The 19,097-nt window shown below is 68.5% G+C and carries 19 protein-coding genes and 1 pseudogene; 10 read left to right on the top strand and 10 right to left on the bottom strand.

From position 1 onward, the window contains the following. Positions 1-2 precede the first annotated feature (2 nt). Positions 3-1,352, bottom strand: coding sequence for an aspartate aminotransferase family protein (locus tag AWB95_RS08210; protein WP_062541231.1), 1,350 nt, complete (start codon positions 1,350-1,352; stop codon positions 3-5). A 27-nt stretch (positions 1,353-1,379) separates the two neighbouring features. On the opposite strand from AWB95_RS08210, the gene AWB95_RS08205 reads away from it, so the two are divergent. Beyond that, positions 1,380-2,318, top strand: a complete 939-nt coding sequence (locus AWB95_RS08205) for a sigma-70 family RNA polymerase sigma factor (protein ID WP_062541230.1) — start codon at positions 1,380-1,382, stop codon at positions 2,316-2,318. Beyond that, entirely contained in the window at positions 2,308-2,793 is a 486-nt protein-coding gene (locus AWB95_RS08200; RefSeq protein ID WP_062541229.1) for a PPOX class F420-dependent oxidoreductase, read from the top strand. The genes AWB95_RS08205 and AWB95_RS08200 overlap by 11 nt, the downstream gene beginning before the upstream one ends. On the opposite strand, the pseudogene AWB95_RS08195 reads toward AWB95_RS08200, so the two are convergent. The 5 genes and pseudogenes from AWB95_RS08195 to sdhC all read right to left on the bottom strand — a co-directional run. Beyond that, positions 2,777-3,400 (bottom strand): annotated as a pseudogene (locus tag AWB95_RS08195) (carboxymuconolactone decarboxylase family protein); the annotation flags it as partial. The gene AWB95_RS08200 and the pseudogene AWB95_RS08195 sit on opposite strands and share 17 nt — an antisense overlap. A gap of 83 nt (positions 3,401-3,483) precedes the next feature. Next, a complete protein-coding gene (locus tag AWB95_RS08190) occupies positions 3,484-4,272 on the bottom strand; it encodes a succinate dehydrogenase iron-sulfur subunit (protein WP_062541227.1) in 789 nt (262 codons plus the stop codon). Next, positions 4,272-6,026, bottom strand: coding sequence for a succinate dehydrogenase flavoprotein subunit (gene sdhA / locus AWB95_RS08185; protein WP_062541226.1), 1,755 nt, complete (start codon positions 6,024-6,026; stop codon positions 4,272-4,274). The genes AWB95_RS08190 and sdhA overlap by 1 nt, the downstream gene beginning before the upstream one ends. A gap of 7 nt (positions 6,027-6,033) precedes the next feature. Then, complete coding sequence (locus AWB95_RS08180; protein WP_062541225.1) at positions 6,034-6,504, bottom strand: succinate dehydrogenase hydrophobic membrane anchor subunit; 471 nt, start codon at positions 6,502-6,504, stop codon at positions 6,034-6,036. Next, the gene (gene sdhC, locus AWB95_RS08175) at positions 6,501-6,839 is read right to left on the bottom strand and encodes a succinate dehydrogenase, cytochrome b556 subunit (protein WP_062541232.1); all 339 of its coding nucleotides are present in this window, start codon (positions 6,837-6,839) and stop codon (positions 6,501-6,503) included. The genes AWB95_RS08180 and sdhC overlap by 4 nt, the downstream gene beginning before the upstream one ends. 320 nt (positions 6,840-7,159) lie before the next feature. Here sdhC and AWB95_RS08170 point away from each other — a divergent pair, with 320 nt between their 5' ends. The 5 genes from AWB95_RS08170 to AWB95_RS08150 are packed head-to-tail and all read left to right on the top strand — an operon-like array spanning position 7,160 to position 11,330. Continuing rightward, the gene (locus AWB95_RS08170; protein ID WP_373280803.1) at positions 7,160-7,540 is read left to right on the top strand and encodes a cytidine deaminase; all 381 of its coding nucleotides are present in this window, start codon (positions 7,160-7,162) and stop codon (positions 7,538-7,540) included. After that, the gene (locus tag AWB95_RS08165; protein WP_062541223.1) at positions 7,537-8,808 is read left to right on the top strand and encodes a thymidine phosphorylase; all 1,272 of its coding nucleotides are present in this window, start codon (positions 7,537-7,539) and stop codon (positions 8,806-8,808) included. Before AWB95_RS08170 ends, AWB95_RS08165 begins: the two co-directional genes overlap by 4 nt. Then, on the top strand, positions 8,805-9,893 hold the full coding sequence (locus tag AWB95_RS08160) for an adenosine deaminase (protein ID WP_062541222.1): 1,089 nt from the start codon (positions 8,805-8,807) through the stop codon (positions 9,891-9,893). The genes AWB95_RS08165 and AWB95_RS08160 overlap by 4 nt, the downstream gene beginning before the upstream one ends. 4 nt (positions 9,894-9,897) lie before the next feature. Continuing rightward, entirely contained in the window at positions 9,898-10,563 is a 666-nt protein-coding gene (locus AWB95_RS08155) for an ABC transporter ATP-binding protein (protein WP_085167983.1), read from the top strand. Continuing rightward, positions 10,560-11,330 (top strand): ABC transporter permease, encoded by a 771-nt coding sequence (locus tag AWB95_RS08150; protein WP_085167981.1) that lies wholly within the window; start codon positions 10,560-10,562, stop codon positions 11,328-11,330. Before AWB95_RS08155 ends, AWB95_RS08150 begins: the two co-directional genes overlap by 4 nt. A gap of 79 nt (positions 11,331-11,409) precedes the next feature. On the opposite strand, the gene satS is transcribed toward AWB95_RS08150, so the two are convergent. Further along, the gene (gene satS / locus AWB95_RS08145; protein WP_062541136.1) at positions 11,410-12,660 is read right to left on the bottom strand and encodes a protein export chaperone SatS; all 1,251 of its coding nucleotides are present in this window, start codon (positions 12,658-12,660) and stop codon (positions 11,410-11,412) included. 41 nt (positions 12,661-12,701) lie between these two features. Next, positions 12,702-13,598, bottom strand: coding sequence for an alkaline phosphatase family protein (locus tag AWB95_RS08140; RefSeq protein ID WP_084707259.1), 897 nt, complete (start codon positions 13,596-13,598; stop codon positions 12,702-12,704). An 82-nt stretch (positions 13,599-13,680) separates the two neighbouring features. Between AWB95_RS08140 and upp the strand changes: the two genes are divergently transcribed. Next, positions 13,681-14,304, top strand: a complete 624-nt coding sequence (upp, locus tag AWB95_RS08135; RefSeq protein WP_062541135.1) for a uracil phosphoribosyltransferase — start codon at positions 13,681-13,683, stop codon at positions 14,302-14,304. A gap of 1 nt (position 14,305) precedes the next feature. Here upp and AWB95_RS08130 read toward each other — a convergent pair whose 3' ends face one another. Then, the gene (locus AWB95_RS08130; RefSeq protein ID WP_085167979.1) at positions 14,306-15,865 is read right to left on the bottom strand and encodes a phospho-sugar mutase; all 1,560 of its coding nucleotides are present in this window, start codon (positions 15,863-15,865) and stop codon (positions 14,306-14,308) included. Beyond that, positions 15,862-16,656 carry a purine-nucleoside phosphorylase gene (locus AWB95_RS08125; protein ID WP_085167977.1) on the bottom strand — a complete coding sequence of 265 codons (795 nt, stop codon included), beginning with the start codon at positions 16,654-16,656 and terminating at the stop codon, positions 15,862-15,864. Before AWB95_RS08125 ends, AWB95_RS08130 begins: the two co-directional genes overlap by 4 nt. Positions 16,657-16,690: 34 nt before the next feature. Here AWB95_RS08125 and AWB95_RS08120 point away from each other — a divergent pair, with 34 nt between their 5' ends. Further along, entirely contained in the window at positions 16,691-17,875 is a 1,185-nt protein-coding gene (locus AWB95_RS08120; protein ID WP_085167975.1) for a M20 family metallopeptidase, read from the top strand. Beyond that, positions 17,872-19,041 (top strand): amidohydrolase, encoded by a 1,170-nt coding sequence (locus AWB95_RS08115; RefSeq protein ID WP_085167973.1) that lies wholly within the window; start codon positions 17,872-17,874, stop codon positions 19,039-19,041. Before AWB95_RS08120 ends, AWB95_RS08115 begins: the two co-directional genes overlap by 4 nt. The last annotated feature ends 56 nt before the right edge of the window (positions 19,042-19,097 follow it).

Raw genomic sequence — 19,097 nt, 5'->3', positions numbered from 1 at the left:
TGTTACTCGAGAAACGCGTCGCTAGTTGCACTTTCGTGGCCAGACAATACCGCGCGCAGGATGGCCTCGATCTCGTCGAACTCGGCCTGGCCGCTGATCAGCGGCGGGGCCAGTTGGATTGCCGGGTCGCCGCGGTCGTCGATGCGGCAGTACAGGCCCGCCTCGTACAGCGCCGACGACAAACCCGGGAGCAGCGTCCGGCGTTCGGCGGCGGTAAACGTTTGGCGGCTGGTCTGGTCTTTGACCAGTTCGATCGAGTAGAAGTAGCCCTCGCCGCGGACATCGCCGACGATGGGCAGGTCGTACAGCCGCTCCAGAGTGCTACGCAGTTGCGGCCCAAGGTGTTTGACGCGGTCGCCCAGGCCCTCACGCTCGAAGATGTCGAGGTTGACCAGCGCGACCGCCGCCGACACCGGGTGACCGCCGAAGGTGTAGCCGTGCGGGAAAGTCGTCGTGCCGTCGTTGAAGGGCTCGAACAACCTGTCGCTGGCGATCATCGCGCCGAGCGGCGAGTAGCCCGACGTCAATCCCTTGGCGCAGGTGATGATGTCCGGCACGTAACCGAAGTCATCACACGCGAACATCGACCCGATCCGGCCGAATGCGCAGATCACCTCGTCGGAGACCAGCAGCACGTCGTATTCGTCGCAGATCTGGCGGACCCGTTCGAAGTAGCCGGGCGGCGGCGGGATGCTGCCGCCGGCGTTCTGCACCGGTTCGAGGAAGACCGCGGCGACGGTGTCGGGTCCTTCGAATTCGATTGCCTCGGCGATGCGGTCGGCCGCCCACTGGCCGAACGCTTTGCGGTCTGTGTTGAACGGTTCGGGTGCGCGGTAGAAGTTGGTGTTCGGTACTTTCACCGCGCCCGGTGTCAGCGGCTCGAACGGTGCCTTTTGTGCCGGCACCCCGGTGATGGCCAGCGCACCCTGCGGCGTGCCGTGGTAGGCGACGGCCCGCGAAATCACTTTGTATTTCCCGGGTTTGCCGGTGAGCTTGAAGTACTGCTTGGCGAGTTTCCACGCGGTCTCGACGGCCTCGCCGCCACCGGTGGTGAAAAAGACCCGGTTCAGATCACCCGGCGCATACCGGGCGACCCGCTCGGCGAGTTCGATCGCGGTAGGCGTGGCATACGACCACAGGGGGAAGTAGGCCAGCGTGCGAGCCTGTCGGGCGGCAGCGTCGGCGAGCTCGTCGCGCCCGTGCCCGACTTGCACGACGAACAGCCCCGAGAGCGCGTCGAGGTAGCTTCTGCCGCGGTCGTCGAAGATCCGCACGCCCTCGCCCCGGGTGATGATCGGCGGAGTGATGCCGGGGCCGTGCCGGGCGAAGTGCAGCCAGAGGTTGTCGGTCATCGTGCCTGGGAACGTTACGCTCGGGCCATGACCTCCACGGAGCAGGTCAGCGAATTCGAAACCTTGCGTCCCCAACTGCTGGCCGTCGCCTACCGGCTGACGGGCACGTTCGCCGACGCCGAGGACATCGTGCAGGAAGCCTGGCTGCGCTGGGACAGCGTCGAGACCGAGATCGCCGATCTGCGAGCGTGGTTGACAACAGTGGTGAGCCGGCTCGGCCTGGACCGGCTGCGGTCGGCGGCGCGTCGTCGCGAGACCTACATCGGTGAATGGCTGCCCGAGCCCGTGGTGACCGGCTTCGAGGCGGCCGATCCGCTGGCGGCCGTCATCGCCGGAGAGGACGCACGGTTTGCCGCGATGGTGGTGCTGGAGCGGCTTTCCCCCGATCAGCGGGTGGCATTCGTGCTGCACGACGGGTTCTCCGTCCCGTTCTCCGAAGTCGCCGAGGTGCTGGGCACCAGTGCGGCGGCCGCGCGGCAGTTGGCGTCGCGGGCGCGCAAGGCCGTCGCCGACGCGCCGCCACCAGAACCGGACCCGACCCACAACGAAGTGGTGGGCAAGCTGATGGCCGCCATTGCCTCTGGCGACATGGCCGCCGCGGTCGCCTTGCTGCATCCCGACGTGGCGTTCACGGGCGACTCCAACGGCAAGGCGCCGACCGCCGCCCGGGTCATCCACGGCGCCGAGAAGGTGGCGCGCTTCCTGTTCGGGCTGGCACAACGCTACGGACCGTCGTTCGTCGCGGCCAATCAGCTGGCGCTGGTCAACGGCGAACTGGGCGCCTATACCCCGGGTGCGCCTGGCGACGGCGAGCACTGGGAGATGATGCCCCGCATCACTGCGCTGACCGTGCGCGACGGAAAGGTCTGCGCCATCTGGGATATCGCCAACCCGGACAAGTTCACCGGCTCTCCGATGCGTGCACAAGCGGCCCAATGTGGATTGGAGAACGACGATGGCCGATAACGCCGCCAAGAAGATGAGCGCGTGGATGTTCCGTGTGATGGACAAGATGCGCCATCGTGACGCCTTCGACATCGGTGCGAATCCCGAGGGGAGGGACTTCACCGGTTTCGACAAGGCGCGTCAGATTGTTCTGTTGACGTTCAAGCGCTCCGGCGAGGCGATGCCGAGCCCGATCAATCATGGTGTCGCCGACGGGAAGATCTATGTACGGACCGATGCCTCCACCGGGAAGGTCAAGCGGATCCGCAACAATCCGCGTGTCGTCGTCGCGCCGTGCAACCTCCGTGGCAAACCCAAGGGCCCAGCCGTCGCCGCGGTTGCCAAAATCCTGCCGGAGTCCGAACATGCGCACGCGAACCAGGTGATTGCGGCCAACTGGAGCATGCCGATGAAGCTACTGGAGCGCAGCCTCGACAAGAGTAGCGAAGCGCTCCGAATCCCGATGGCCTACATCGAGATCACGCCGGCGGGTTAGCCCACGGAACGCGGCACGCGTCACCGGAATTGAAGCCCTGCTCGGTGATGCCCAGCGCCGAATACATGCGCGCCCGCATGTTCTCCACACCGATCTGATACGTCAGCTCAATGACGCCGGCATCGCCGAAGCGGGCCCTTAGGTCGGCGACCTGCTCGTCGGTGACCGAATGCGGGTCGGTGGTCATCGCGTCGGCGTAGGCGATGGCGGCACGCTCGTCGTCGGTGTAGCGCGGTGAGGACGCGTAATTGTCGATCTCTTTCAGCCTTTCGACGTCGAGGCCGTCGAGGCGCTGCAGCATGGAGCCGAAGTCGACGCACCACGCGCAGCCGATGGTGCGGGCGGTCCAAAACACCGCCAGCTCACGCACGCTCGCCGGCAGGGCCTTCGAGCCGCGTTCCAGGAGAGACTCGTGGACTGCGTTGGCGGCCAGCAGTCGCGGGTGATGGGCCACGATCGTGAACGGCTCGGGCACTTCGCCGAACCGCCGCTTGGCGTAGCGGTAGGCGGCGCGGACCCACAGCGGTGCCTTCTTCGGGGACACGGGTTCGATACGGGTTTCCGGTGTCATACCGGTTAGACGAGACAGCCCGCCAAGGTGTGACACAAGCTGGTGTGGCGAGCGTGCGCAAACCAGGTTCAAATACGGAGTGTCGGTCGGGGACACGCACGCTCGCGCAAGAAGGCGAGTTAGCGCGCGAACATCAGGGCGCGCTTGACCTCTTGGATCGCCTTGGTCACCTCGATGCCGCGGGGGCAGGCCTCAGTGCAGTTGAACGTAGTGCGGCAGCGCCACACCCCGTCGGCCTCGTTGAGGATGTCCAGGCGCTCGGCCGCACCCTCGTCGCGGCTGTCGAAGATGAAGCGGTGCGCGTTGACGATCGCCGCCGGCCCGAAATACGAACCCTCGTGCCAGAACACCGGGCAGCTGGTCGTACACGCCGCGCACAGAATGCATTTCGTGGTGTCGTCGTAGCGGGCGCGGTCCGTTTGACTCTGGATACGCTCCCGGGTTGGCGGGTTGCCGCTGGTGATCAGGTAAGGCTTGACCGCCCGGTAGGCGTCGAAGAACGGCTCCATGTCGACCAGCAGGTCCTTTTCGACCGGCAGCCCGCGGATCGGCTCGACCGTGATGGTCAGCTGCTTACCAGGCTTTTTCGGCAGCAGGTCGCGCATCAGCACCTTGCAGGCCAACCGGTTGACCCCGTTGATCCGCATCGCATCCGACCCGCACACCCCGTGCGCGCAGGACCGCCGGAAGGTCAGCGTCCCGTCGAGGTAGCTCTTGACATAGATCAGCAGGTTGAGCAGCCGGTCGCTGGGCAGGCACGGCACCCGGAAGCTCTGCCACCCGGCGGCGTCCGGGTTCTCGGGATTGAACCGGGCGATCTTCAGGGTCACCATCACCGCGCCCTCGGGCACCGGCGGCAGCGGCGGGTCCCCGGGTTCCGCGGTCTCGATAACCTCGTCTGACGCCATCAGTACTTCCGTTCCTTCGGTTCGTAGCGGGTCTGCACGACGGGCTTGAAGTCCAGCCGGATGTCGGACAACAGATCGCTGCCCTGCTTGTAGGCCATGGTGTGGCGCATGTAGTTGGTGTCGTCGCGGTTGGGGTAGTCCTCGCGGGCATGCCCGCCGCGGGATTCCTTGCGGTTCAACGCGCCGACGACGGTGACCTCCGCGAGCTCCAGCAAAAAGCCCAGCTCGATGGCTTCGAGCAGGTCGCTGTTGTACCGCTTTCCCTTGTCGTGCACGGTGATTCGGGAGTAGCGCTCCTTCAGAGCATGGATGTCGGTCAAAGCCTGCTTGAGCGTCTCCTCGGTGCGGAACACCGCGGCGTTGTTGTCCATCGTCTGCTGCAACGCGCCGCGGATGTCGGCGACGCGCTCGTTGCCGTGCTCGGACAAAATGTCGCCCACCCAGCCGACCACCATCGCGGCGGGCTCAGGCGGCAGGTCGACGAAGTCGTGGCCCAGCGCGTAGTTGGCGGCGGCGATGCCAGCGCGGCGGCCAAACACGTTGATATCCAACAGCGAATTGGTACCCAGCCGGTTGGCGCCGTGCACTGAAACACACGCACACTCGCCAGCTGCGTACAAGCCCGGCACAGTATTGGTGTTGTCACGCAACACCTGTCCGGTGACCGTCGTCGGGATGCCACCCATCACGTAGTGACACGTCGGGTACACGGGCACCAGCTCGTTGACCGGGTCCACACCGAGGTAGGTGCGGGCGAATTCCGTGATATCGGGAAGCTTTGCGGCCAGAACGTCTTCGCCGAGGTGACGTACGTCGATGTAGACGTAGTCCTTGTTCGGGCCCGCGCCGCGGCCCTCGAGCACTTCGCGCACCATCGAGCGGGCGACGATGTCGCGCGGCGCCAGGTCGACGATCGTCGGCGCGTAGCGCTCCATGAAACGCTCGCCCTCGCCGTTGAGCAGCCGGCCGCCCTCGCCGCGCACGGCCTCGGAGATCAGGATGCCCAGCCCGGCCAGGCCGGTCGGGTGGAACTGGTGAAACTCCATGTCCTCCAACGGAAGTCCCTTGCGGAACACGATCCCGATGCCATCGCCGGTCAATGTGTGCGCGTTGGAGGTGGTTTTGTACATCCGCCCCGAGCCGCCGGTCGCGATCACCACGGCCTTGGCGTGGAAGACGTGAATGTCGCCGGTGGCCAGCTCGTAGGCGACTACGCCGGAAGTCACCGGGCCGCTGCCGGTTTCGGTAAGGAGCAGGTCGAGGACGTAGAACTCGTTGAAGAACTGCACGTCGTGCTTGACGCAGTTCTGGTAGAGCGTCTGCAGGATCATGTGACCGGTGCGGTCGGCGGCGTAACAGGACCGGCGCACCGGCGCTTTGCCGTGGTCGCGGGTGTGGCCGCCGAAGCGGCGCTGGTCGATGCGGCCCTCGGGGGTGCGGTTGAACGGCATCCCCATCTTTTCCAGGTCGAGCACCGCGTCGATGGCTTCCTTGCACATGATCTCCACCGCGTCCTGGTCGGCGAGATAGTCGCCGCCCTTGACGGTGTCGAAGGTGTGCCATTCCCAGTTGTCGTCCTCGACGTTGGCCAGCGCCGCGCACATGCCGCCCTGGGCGGCGCCGGTGTGGCTGCGGGTGGGGTAGAGCTTGGTCAGCACCGCGGTGCGTGCGCGGGGTCCGGCCTCGACGGCGGCCCGCATCCCGGCACCGCCGGCGCCGACGATCACTACGTCGTATCGATGTTGTTGGATCATGACTCGCCTATCCCGAGATGTTCGGGTCGAACGTCAGCAGCACATAGGTGCCCAGCACCAGCGTGAAGACCATCGACAACGCCAGCAGCGTGTTCAGCCAGAACCGGGTGGCGTCCTTGCGGGTGTAGTCGCCGATGATCGTGCGCAGGCCGTTGCCGCCGTGCAGCTGGGCCAGCCACAGCAGCAGCAGGTCCCAGGTCTGCCAGAACGGCGACGCCCAGCGCTGCGCCACGTAGTTGAAGTCGATGCGGTAGACGCCGTCGTCCCACATCAGCATCACGAACAGGTGCCCCAGTGCCAAGAACACCAGCACAATGCCGGAGAACCGCATGAACAGCCAGGCGTACTTCTCGAAGTTGGGCATCCCGGAGCGCCGCCGCGGTGCCCGCGGATTGTCCAGCCCGGCGGGGCGGTCATGGCTGCGCTGCCGCACCGGGGCGATGTCTCCGCGGCCGAGCTGTAGGTCGGGTGTGGTCATAGGAAGCGTCCCGCCATGTGGATGCCGACCACGACGGTCGCCGGAACCATCACCAGCAGCCAGACGATCGCGATCGTCCAGAACATCAGCCGCTGGTAGCGCGGGCCTTGCGCCCAGAAGTCGATCAGGACGACCCGCACGCCGTTGAGTGCGTGATACAGCACCGCGGCCACCAGGCCGAGTTCCATCAGCCCGACGATCGGCGCCTTGTAGGTGTCGATGACCTCGTTGTAGGTCTGCGGACTCACCCGCACCAGCGCGGTGTCCAGAACATGGACGAACAGGAAGAAGAAGATGGTCGCGCCGCTGATGCGATGCAGAACCCATGACCACATGCCCGGGTCGCCGCGATACAGGGTCCGGCGCGGCGGTCGGACGCGCGGTTCTTGCGCCGCCGCAGACGTCGTCGTCATCAGCCCCCTCACTGTCTGGTCGGCGACCCGCCGCGCCCGGCTTCGCCGCGCTTGCGATCGCCTCCAACATGGAACCGTCGGGTGGACTCTAAACCCATTTGTAGCTGCGGATGAACCACTTCGCGGCCGCCGCTGCCGGCGTTCGCCAGAAACCCTAGGGTGGCCTTGTGAATTGGCCAACAGTGGACGGGACCCGCTAATGCATTCCACACATGTCGGGTAGTGCCGTGACGGCAGATGCAATCAACTGGAATTCCCTGCGGGACAAAGCAATCCAAGCCGCTCGGCGCGCTTACGCGCCGTATTCACGACTGCGGGTCGGGGCGGCCGCGTTGGCCGACGATCGCCGCGTGGTCACCGGCTGCAATGTGGAGAATGTCTCATATGGCCTAGGTCTCTGCGCCGAGTGCGGTGTGGTGTGCGCCCTACATTCGAGCGGCGGCGGCCGGCTGCTGGCGCTGGTGTGCGTCGACGCCGACGGGTCACTGCTGATGCCCTGCGGGCGCTGTCGGCAAGTGTTGTTCGAGCACGGCGGGCCTGAGCTGCTGATCGATCACCCCGACGGGCCGCGGCGGCTCGGGGAGCTGCTGCCCGACGCGTTCGGCCCGGACAGCCTTCCGTGAGGTTCGACGCGCCGACGGTCATCAAGACCAAACGTGACGGCGGCCGGCTCCCCGACGCCGCGATCGACTGGGTGATCGACGCCTACAGCCGCGGTGAGGTCGCCGAGGAGCAGATGTCGGCCCTGCTGATGGCGATTTTTCTGCGCGGCATGGACGCCGGCGAGACCGCGCGGTGGACCGCGGCGATGGTGGCCTCGGGCGAGCGGCTGGACTTCGGCGACCTGGTGACCGTGGACAAGCACTCCACCGGCGGGGTCGGCGACAAGATCACCCTGCCGTTGGTGGCGGTCGTCGCGGCGTGCGGTGCGGCGGTGCCGCAGGCGTCGGGCCGCGGGCTGGGACACACCGGCGGCACCCTCGACAAGCTGGAATCCATCGCCGGCTTCACCGCTGACCTGTCGAATAACCAAGTGCGCCAACAACTTCGCGACGTCGGCGCAGCAATCTTCGCGGCCGGGCGGTTGGCGCCCGCCGACGCCAAGCTCTACGCGTTGCGCGACATCACCGGCACCGTCGAGTCGCTGCCGCTGATTGCCAGTTCGGTGATGAGCAAGAAACTGGCCGAGGGCGCGGGAGCGCTGGTGCTCGACGTCAAGGTCGGCTCGGGCGCGTTCATGAAGTCGGAAAGTCAGGCCCGAGAGTTGGCGCACACCATGGTTCGGCTGGGTGCGGCGCACGGCGTGCCGACGCACGCGCTGCTGACCGACATGAACCGTCCGCTGGGCTGCACAGCCGGCAACGCGCTGGAGGTCGCCGAAGCGCTGGACGTGCTGGCCGGCGGCGGACCGCCCGACGTGGTGGAGCTGACGGTGGCGCTGGCCGCCGAGATGCTGCGGCTCGCCGGGCTCGACGGCCGCGACCCTGCGCAGACGCTGCGCGACGGCACCGCGATGGACCGGTTCCGCGCGCTCATCGCCGCGCAGGGCGGTGACTTGTCGGTGCCGTTGCCCATCGGCGCGTGTTCGGAGAGCGTCACCGCCGATCGGGGCGGCACAATGGGCGACATCGACGCGATGGCAGTGGGTATGGCGGTATGGCGGCTCGGAGCGGGCAGGTCCCGGCCCGGTGAGCGGGTGCAGCCGGGCGCCGGTGTGCGCATCCACCGCCGGCCGGGGGAGCCGGTGACCGCCGGCGAGCCGCTGTTCACGCTGTACACCGACACCCCGGAGCGCTTTCCGGCGGCGATGGCCGAGCTCGACGGCGGCTGGAGCGTCGGGAACGCACCGCCCGCCCGGCGTCCCCTGATCATCGATCGGATCACCCCATGACGACGCCGCTGAACCTCGAGACCATCCAGCGGGCACCCAAGGCGCTGCTGCACGACCACCTCGACGGCGGGCTGCGCCCGGCCACCGTGCTGGACCTCGCCGGGCAACTCGGCTACGACGACCTGCCCGCCACCGACGTCGACGAGCTCGCCCGCTGGTTTCACACTCGGTCCTACAGCGGATCGCTGGAGCGCTACCTCGAGCCGTTCGCGCACACCGTTGCGGTGATGCAGACGCCCGAGGCGCTGCACCGGGTCGCCACCGAGTGCGTGGAGGACCTGGCCGCCGACAACGTCGTGTACGCGGAGGTACGGTTCGCCCCCGAGCTGCACATCAACCGCGGGCTGTCCTTCGACGAGGTCGTGGACACTGTACTGGCCGGTTTCGCCGATGGTGAGAAGGCGGCGGGGGCGGCGGGCCGCCCGATCACCGTGCGCTGCCTGGTCACCGCGATGCGGCACGCCGCGCTGTCCCGGGAGATCGCCGAACTCGCGATACGGTTCCGGGACAAGGGCGTGGTCGGTTTCGACATCGCCGGCGCGGAGGCCGGCTACCCGCCGACCCGGCACCTGGACGCTTTCGAATACATGCGAGACCACAACGCGCGCTTTACGATTCACGCCGGCGAGGCATTCGGGCTGCCGTCGATTCACGAGGCGATCGCGTTCTGCAGTGCCGACCGGCTCGGTCACGGGGTGCGCATCGTCGACGACATCGACGTGGACGAGGACGGCACGGTGCGGCTCGGCCAGCAGGCATCGATCTTGCGGGACAAGCGCATTCCCCTGGAGCTGTGCCCCAGCTCCAACGTGCATTCCGGTGTGGTAGCCAGCATCGCCGAGCACCCGTTCGACCTGCTGGCCCGGGCCCGGTTCCGGGTGACCATCAACACCGATAACCGGCTGATGAGCGACACGTCGATGAGCCGCGAAATGCACCGGCTGGTAGAAGCTTTCGGCTATGGCTGGAGTGACCTCGAGCGGTTCACCATCAACGCGATGAAGTCGGCGTTCATTCCGTTCGACGAACGGCTGGCGATCATCGACGAGGTGATCAAGCCGCGGTTCGCTGTGCTGATCGGCTAGCGCGGTGGCAACGACCGACTCGGTGTTCGACTTCGTCGACGTCGTGGTGGAGCGGGGCGGAATCCGCGCGCTGGACGGATTCACCGCCGCCGTTCCGCAGCAGGGCGTCACAGTGGTGTTCGGGCCGTCCGGCTCCGGCAAGTCGACGCTGCTGCGGTTGTGCAATCGACTGGAAATACCGACAAGCGGTCGAGTGTCGTTCTGCGGCAAGGACATTGCCGGGATCGATCCGTTGTGGTTGCGGCGCCGGGTCGGCATGTGCTTTCAGCGTCCGACCCCGTTTCCGGGGACGGTGGCCGACAATTTGCGCGTCGCCGACCCAGAGGTCTCCGAGTCTCAGATGGCCGAGACCCTGACCCGGGTGGCGCTGACCGGATCGTGGCTGGACCGCGACGCGACCGCGCTGTCCGGCGGTGAAGCGCAGCGAATGTGCCTGGCCCGCACACTAATTGCCCGACCGCAGGTGCTGCTGCTCGACGAGCCCACCTCCGCAGTGGACGCCGCGGCCGCGGGAGTGATCGAGGCCGCGGTGCGCGAACTGGCCCACGACGACGGGATACCGGCGTTGTGGGTCACTCACGACGCGGCGCAGGTCGAGCGGATCGCCGACCGGGTGCTGCGTATCGAACGGGGCCGCTGCATCGGGCTGGGACCGGAGGTGACGAGGTGAACGGTGAAGTCGGCTGGGTGGGCCTGACGACGTCGCTGGCGTTGGTGGCGTTCGCGGCGGCGATCTCGCTGTGGCAGCGGCTCGGTCTGGAGCGCCAAGTGCTGTGGGCGGCCGCCCGCGCGCTGGCCCAGCTGCTGATGGTGGGCGGCGCGCTGACGTTGCTGTTCGCGCCGGGCCGCTCGCTGTGGTGGTCGTGGGCGTGGACTGTGGGCATGGTCGGCTACGCAGGCGACGTCGCACGCCGGCGCGCGCCGGAGGTGCCGCGGCTGGGTCCGCTGGCCGTCGCCGCGTTCAGCGCTGCGGCGGTGGTTACGCTGGGAGTGATCTTCGGGCTGCGGGTATTTCCGCTGCGGCCCCAGACCCTGGTGCCGATCGCCGGGATGATGATCGGCAACTCGATGACGGCCACCGTGCTGGTGGCCCGCCGGCTGGTCGACGAGCTGCGCGACAAACGCGCCGAGGTCGAGGCGCGGTTGGCGCTCGGGCAACCCTACCGGCAGGCCGCCTCGCCGTATCTGCGGATCGCACTGCGATCGGCGCTGTCCCCGCAGATCGAAACCACCAAGGCGACCGGGCTGGTGTTCCTGCCCGGCGCGATGACCGGGCTCATTCTCGCCGGGGTGTCGCCGGTGCAGGCCGTGCTCGTGCAGGCCGTGGTGATGTTTTTGATCCTGGGTTCGGTCGCGGTCACCACGGTGGTGGTCGCGCTCGGTCTGGTGCGACGGGTATTCACCCGCGATCACCGGCTGCTGCCGCTCGGCACCTGACGGCGAGCAGACGCAAAATCGCACGATCCGGGACGGATCCGTGCGATTTTGCGTCTGCTCGCCGGGCCTACTCGCGGCGCTACTCGCGCCTTAGCCGCGACTCCACGAAGCGGTCCAGCTCCTCCCACTCCCGCACCGCCTCGGCGTACGGCGGGGTGGGCTTGGCGACCGAGCCGGGGTCGAGAACGTATGCGATCAGCTGGCCCAGCGGGCGTTCGGTGGCCAGCGCCTTGTCGACGGTGTTGTCCTCGGCGTAGTCGCCGACGTCGCGGAGAAACTCGACGGCCAGCTCGAGCTGGTCGCTGTCCACCGCGTCGGGCCCCTCGGCGAAGTCGTCGGCCAGCCCGGTGAGTACGTAGACGTTGTCGTCGGTGATGTCGACCTGCAGGGAGCCGTCGGTGGCGGCGGTGCGGATGTCGTCGTAGGTGCTCAGGTCCGACAGATCGTGGTCGTGCTCGTCTGCCAGATAGCGGGCCAGGGCCCGCTCGGAGCTGAACACGCTGATCCGCCCGTTGCGGCCCAAGAAGATCGGTCGGTCGTCGAAATAGCAGCGCAGCGTGTAGAACGTGCCGGCGCCGGTCATGATCCGGATCGGGTCGATGCCCACCTTCAGCCAGAAGTCCTCGTCGCCGCCGAGGACTGCGTTGTCGCCGGCCGCACGGGTTTCCTCTTCGGCGTCGTCAGTTGGTTCTTCTTCGGCGACCTCGTCGTCGGTCAGTGGTTCTTCCTCCGGCGGTTCCGCCAATTCGTCGGCGGCCTTCATCGATGCGGCGGCGTCGACCTCCGGTGTGCTGACGATGCCGTCGACGGCGGCGAGCACGTCGTCCCAGCCGCGCCCGATGATTTCGGCGATTGCGTTCCAGCGTTTGAGGCCCGCCTTGCCGGCGAAGTGCTCGACGCCGCCGGCGACGGTGCCCAGGGTCGGGTTGCCGTTGAAGAACTTCGTCACCGCCGGCAGCTCGCACACCGATCCGATGGACGACACGATCGCCAGCGTGCCCGCCAGCGCCGCGACCGACTCCTCGGTCGGCTTTTCGGCGAGAAGTTCCTCGACCGCGATCAAGTCGAATCGCTGGTCCTCGGCGGGTTCCAACTTGTGCGCGTTGGCCTCAGTGAGCTCCTGCCAGCCCGGGTGGTCGGCCAGGTCGTGGTCGGTGTTCGTCCGCACGAAAGCAACCAGGTCGGCGACTGTTTCGAAGCCGTACAGGTCTTCGTCGCGGCCCAGGAAGGCCTCCCACTCGTCGCCGGCGTCGCGCCAGCGGGGCGCCCACACGGTGTAGCGGTCACCGGTGGTCAGGCTCAGGCGGATAGGCACGAGGTCAGCAGCCATCGGCACAGAATAACGACGACCGCCTCCGCTGCCCGCGCGGGCTAGCCGGCCCAAATGTCGGTGATGGCCGGGGCCCGGGCGGCCAGACCGAGCTTGGGCAGTCCGTACATCTGCTCCAGCGTCGACAACACGTTGTAGTGGCTGATCGGCTCGGCATAGGTGCCCGGCCTGATGTGGGCGCCGTAGAAGACGGTCGGGATCTGGTTGTGTTGGCTGTTGTCGTCCTCGTCCCACGTGAGGATCAGCAGGCTGTTGTTGGCCTTCGCCCACTCCGCGTATGGCGACAGGTTGCGGTACAGCCAGGTGTCGCCTTGCGCGATCGAGCCGTCGTGCATGTCGTTGTCGACGTTGGGGATGACGAACGAGACCGTCGGCAGGCTGGCGTAGTTGGCCGGGAAAGCCGAGAACGGTAGCGAGTAGGCGGGCGGGATGTTGGTGAAGTTGACCCACGGCGCGTGCTTGCGGGCATATTTGGCGGAGCTGCAGGCCGGCGAGCCGACGGCCGGCAGGCTTTCGGCATAGCCCGCGAAAGTGCGTCCGGTGGAAAGCAACTGCGAACCGAGGTTCGGGGTGGTGCCACCGTTGACCGGGCAGCTGTTCTCCTTGACCCCGAGTGTGCTGCCGGCGAACAGTGCGAAGTAGTTCGGTTGGCTGGGATGCACTTCGGCGAAGGACTGGGTCATCGACGCGCCGCCGGCGGCCAGCGAGTTGATGTACGGAGCAGCCGGGTTGCCGATGATGTTGGCGTAGGAGCGGTTCTCTTCCACGACGACGACGACGTGCGCGGGCGTCGGAATAGCGGCGGCGGTGTTCACCGGCGGCGCGGTCGGCCCGAAATGTGCTGGCGGCCAAGACATCACCGCGGTCAAGACCGCCAATACGCCGAATAGGCTGACGGCCCGCTGTGGTCTGCCGTGTCGCCGGCTGCGGCGGCGCATGCCGGGAGTATAGGAGCTGGTCTCCCCGCAGATGGACATGAATGCACGCGTGTCCTGGCCGAAAATACTAGGGTCGGTTGCCGTGGAAGTGCGTGTCGTTGACCATCCGCTGGCCGCGGCCCGCCTGACCACACTGCGCGACGAGCGCACCGACAACGTCGCGTTCCGCGCGGCGCTGCGCGACCTGACCCTGATGCTGGTCTACGAGGCCACCCGTGACGCGCCGTGCGAAAAAGTCCCGGTGCGCACGCCGCTGGCCGAGACAGCCGGGGCGCGGCTGGCCACGCCGCCGCTGCTGGTGCCGGTGCTGCGGGCCGGACTGGGCATGGTCGACCAGGCGCACGCCCTGCTGCCGGAGGCCCGAGTGGGTTTCGTCGGCGTTGTCCGCGACGAGGAAACCTTTTCGCCCGTCCCCTATCTCGAAGCGTTACCCGACGATTTGAGCGCCCAGCCGGTGATGGTTCTCGACCCGATGCTGGCTACCGGCGGATCGATGACTCACACCATCGGCTTGCTGCGCCGCCGCGGCGCGCGCGATATCACCGTGCTGTGCGTGGTGGCGGCACCGGAAGGCCTTGCGGCGCTGGAGAAGGCAGCAACCTTCGTGCGGGTGTTCACCGCCGCAGTCGACGAGCGGCTCAACGAAAACGCCTACATTGTGCCGGGTCTCGGCGACGCCGGAGATCGCCAGTTCGGGCCGCGCTGAGCTACCAGCGGCGTACCTGCTGCACCAGCTCGTCGAGCAACCCGGCTGCGCGGCCGCGATCCGTGCAGCGAACCTCCAAGTAGCACTTGAGTTTCGGTTCGGTGCCCGACGGCCGCACCACCGCCCGTACCGACGCTTCGGCGTCGCCGCCCGTGAAGATCAGTGCGTCGGTGCGGGGCCGCAGATCGGTTGTGGTCGCGGCGAATCCGGCGATCCGGCCCGGTGGCCGTGCGCGTAGCCGGCCCATCAGGGCGGCCGCCTCCTCGGCGTCGGACACGGGTCGTGACACGGCGTCGACCATGTGCACGCCGTGCCGGCGGGCGAGGTCGTCGAGCATGTCGAGCAGCGAACGGCCCTGCTGCTTGAGCGATGCCACCAGGTCGCAGACGAGTACGGCGGCGCTGATTCCGTCCTTGTCGCGGACCGCTTCCGGGTCGACGCAGTGCCCGATCGCCTCCTCGTAGGCATAGACCAGTGTTTTGCCGGGCAGGTCGGCGTCGGCGCGGGCCAGCCATTTGAAACCGGTCAGGGTTTCGACGTGGCGCGCGCCGTACTGCGCGGCGATCGCGGCCAGCATCCGCGAGGACACCACGGTGCTGGCCACCACGCTGGTCTCGGGGCTTTCGGTGTGAGAGAGGATGTAATCGCCTAGTAGCCAACCGGTTTCGTCGCCGGAGAGCATCCGCCACGAGCCGTCCGGGTTTCGAATCCCGACCGCGCAGCGGTCGGCGTCGGGATCCAGCGCGATAGCGACGTCCGCGGCCACGTCCGCCGCCAGGGCCAGCAGCGCGTCGGTGGCGCCCGGCTCTTCGGGGTTGGGAAACGCGACGGTGGGGAAGCCGGGATCCGGAGCGAACTGGGCCGCCACCGTGTGCACGTCGTCGAAGCCGGCACGCCGCAACGTCTCGACCGCCACCGCGCCGCCCACCCCGTGCAGCGGTGTCAGCGCCACCCGCACCGAACCCTGTGAGCGTCGCACCGCCGCGGCCCGCTCTATATAACGGTCCACGAGATCGGTGTCGGCCGGCTTGACCGGCTGTCTGGGTATCTGGTCGGCGAATGGTGCTGTGGCCATAGCGTTTTCGATGTCGCGGTCGGTGGGCGAGACGATCTGGATGCCGCCGTCGAAATACACCTTGTAGCCGTTGTCGGCGGGCGGGTTGTGCGACGCGGTGATCTGGATGCCGGCGGCCGCGCCGAGATGGCGCACCGAAAACGCCAGCACCGGTGTGGGTACGGGATCGGGCAGCAATACCACCGAAAACCCCTTTGCGGCAAGGACTTCGGCTGCTGCCACCGCGAACTCGGCCGACCCGTGCCGCGCGTCCCGGCCGACGACGACGGTGCCGGCTTGGCGGACCTGCGCCACCGCCCACGTCGCGCGGAGCACCACGGCGAGGTTCATGGCGTCGGGACCGCCGCGCACCGGCCCGCGCAAACCGGCGGTGCCGAACCTCAGCGGCCGGGCGAACCGTGCCGCCAGCTCGTCGGCGTCACAGGCGGCGAGCTCGGCCGCCGTCACCGGATCGGGGTCGTGCGCAATCCACTCCTGCGGGTTCACACGCGCGCGACCACATCGGCCAGCAGCGACCCCATCCGGGTCGCCGACGCCGCGCCGGCCGCCAGCACCTCGGCGTGGCTGAGCGGCTCGCCAGTGATCCCGGCCGCTAGGTTGGTCACCAGCGACACCCCCAGCACCTCGGCGCCGGCCGCGCGGGCTGCGATCGTCTCGTGCACGGTCGACATGCCCACCAGGTCGGCGCCCAGCACCCGCAGCATCCGGATCTCGGCCGGCGTCTCGTAGTGCGGGCCCGGCAACCCCGCGTACACGCCTTCCACCAGCGCCGGATCGACCTCGCGGGCCAGCGCGCGCAGCCGCGGCGCGTACGCGTCGACCAGGTCCACGAACTGCGGCCCGACCAGCGGAGAGCGCGCGGTGAGGTTGAGGTGGTCGCTGATCAGGACCGGCTGGCCGACCTCGAAGTCGTCGCGCAGCCCGCCGGCCGCGTTGGTCAGCACGACGAGGCGCGCCCCGGCCGCACACGCCGCTCGCACCGGATGCACCACGTGCAGCAGGTCGTGGCCCTCGTAGGCGTGAATGCGGCCGGCCAGCACCAGCACCCGGTGTTCACCGACCGGCACCGACAGCACCTGACCGGTGTGCCCGACGGCGGTGGGCGGAGTGAACCCGGGCAGCTCGGCCATCGGCAACACCGCGGTCGGCGAGCCCAGCGCGGCGACGGCCGGCGCCCACCCCGACCCGAGCACGACCGCGACGTCGTGTTCGGCGACGCCGGTGCCGTCGGCGATGAGCTCGGCCGCCCGTCGCGCAAGGGCCTCGGGACCAGTCACAATGCCGCAGCCTAGCCGGTGAGATACTGCGAGAATGCCCACAGCCACCGCGTTGGACGCCGTCGAGGACGCGGTGCGGCGCCGTGGCAGCGACTTGGTCGCGTTGTCCCACGCGATCCACGCCGAACCGGAGCTGGCGTTCGACGAGCACCTCAGCTGCGCCAAGGCGCAATCGCTGGTCGGCGAGCGCGGTTTCGAGATCACCGCTGCCGCCGGTGGTTTGGACACCGCGTTTCGCGCCGACTTCGGCAGCGGCCCGCTGGTCGTCGGTGTGTGCGCCGAATACGACGCGTTGCCCGAAATCGGACACGCCTGCGGCCACAACATCATCGCCGCGTCGGCGGTGGGCACCGCGCTGGCGCTGGCCGAGGTCGCCGATGAACTGGGCCTGACCGTCGCGCTGATCGGCACCCCCGCCGAGGAGTCGGGTGGCGGAAAAGTGTTGCTGCTGAACGCCGGAGTGTTCGACGACGTCGCGGTCGCGGTGATGATCCATCCCGGGCCGCTGGACATTGCCGCCGCCCGCTCGCTGGCGCTGGCGGGCGTCCGGGTGCGCTACGCCGGCCGGGAGGCGCACGCGTCGGCCGCGCCGTTTCTCGGCGTCAACGCCGCCGACGCCGCCACCGTCGCCCAAGTCGCCATCGGGTTGCTCCGCCAGCAGCTGGTGCCCGGACAGCAGGTTCATGGCATCGTCACCGACGGCGGGCAGGCCAGCAACGTCATCCCGGCGCGCACCGAACTGCAGTATGCGCTGCGCGCCCCCGACTCGTCGCTGCTGCGCGATCTGGAAGCGCGGGCGGGCGACTGCTTCCTGGCCGGCGCGGTGGCCACCGGCTGCGACTACGACGTCAGCCATTTCGAGCCGACGTATCAGGCGCTCAAGCCCGATCCCTGGCTGGCCGGCGCTATGCGCGACGAGATGGCCCGGCTGGGGCGTACCCCGGTTGACGAACAGCTCGAGGCGGCGCTTCCCGTGGGCAGCACCGACATGGGCAACGTCACCCAGCTGCTGCCGGGAATCCATCCGCTGGTGGCCGTCGACGCCGACGGTGCGGTCCTGCACCAGCCCGCCTTCACCGCCGCGGCGGCAGGGCCCAGCGCCGATCAGGCGGTGCTCGACGGCGCAATCATGTTGGCGCGCACGGTGGTTCACCTCGCCGAGTCGCCGGAGCAACGCGACCGGGTGCTTGCGGCGCGCGAGTTGCGGGCGGCGTCATGAGCCTGATCGATGCCGCCGAATCCTGGCTGGCCGCACACCACGACGACCTGGTCGAGTGGCGCCGGCACATCCATCGTTACCCGGAGCTGGGCCGCCAGGAGTTCGCCACCACGCAGTTCGTCGCCGAGCGGTTGGCCGACGCCGGGCTCAACCCGAAGGTGCTGCCCGGTGGGACGGGGTTGACCTGCGATTTCGGTCCGGACCACGAGCCGCGGATCGCGCTGCGGGCCGACATGGACGCCTTGCCGATGGCCGAGCGGACCGGCGCGCCGTATGCGTCGACGATGCCCAACGTCGCGCATGCCTGCGGCCACGACGCGCACACCGCGATCCTGCTGGGCACCGCGCTGGCGCTGGCTGCGGTACCCGAACTGCCGGTCGGCGTGCGGCTGATCTTCCAAGCCGCCGAGGAGCTGATGCCCGGCGGTGCGATCGACGCGATCGCCGCCGGGGCGCTGGCCGGGGTGACCCGGATCTTCGCGCTGCACTGTGACCCCCGGCTGGCGGTCGGGCGGGTCGCCGTCAAACCCGGCCCGATCACGTCGGCCGCCGACCGGCTGGAGATCACCCTGCACTCGCCCGGCGGGCACACCTCGCGGCCGCACCTGACCGCCGACCTGGTCTACGGCATCGGCACGCTGATCACGGGAGTGCCGGGGGTGTTGTCACGGCGCATCGACCCACGCAAGAGCACCGTGCTGGTGTGGGGGGCGGTCAACGCCGGCGTGGCGGCCAACGCGATCCCGCAGACCGGGGTGCTGGCCGGCACTGTGCGCACCGCCAGCCGGGAGACCTGGCAGAGCCTGGAGGGCATCATCCGCGAGGCGGTGTCGTCGCTGCTGGCGCCGCTCGGCATCGAGCACACGCTGGCCTACCACCGCGGGGTGCCGCCGGTGGTCAACGAGGAGGTGTCGACGCGGATCCTGGCGCACGCGATCGAGGCGGTCGGGCCCGACGTGCTGGCCGACACCCGCCAGTCCGGCGGCGGCGAGGACTTCTCCTGGTATCTGGAGGAAGTCCCCGGGGCGATGGCCCGGCTCGGCGTGTGGTCGGGTCACGGACCGCAGCTGGATCTGCACCAGCCGACATTCGACCTCGACGAGCGGGCCCTGGCGATCGGGGTGCGGGTGATGGTCAACATCGTCGAGCAGGCGGCCGCCTTCTAGCCTTCTAGCCCGCGAGCGTGCGCAAACCCGGTGATTTGGTTGGCGTGTCGGCCGGG

The sequence above is a fragment of the Mycobacterium celatum genome (assembly GCF_002101595.1).
GTDB lineage: Bacteria > Actinomycetota > Actinomycetes > Mycobacteriales > Mycobacteriaceae > Mycobacterium > Mycobacterium celatum.
This window is presented reverse-complemented; position numbering and strand designations above follow the sequence as displayed.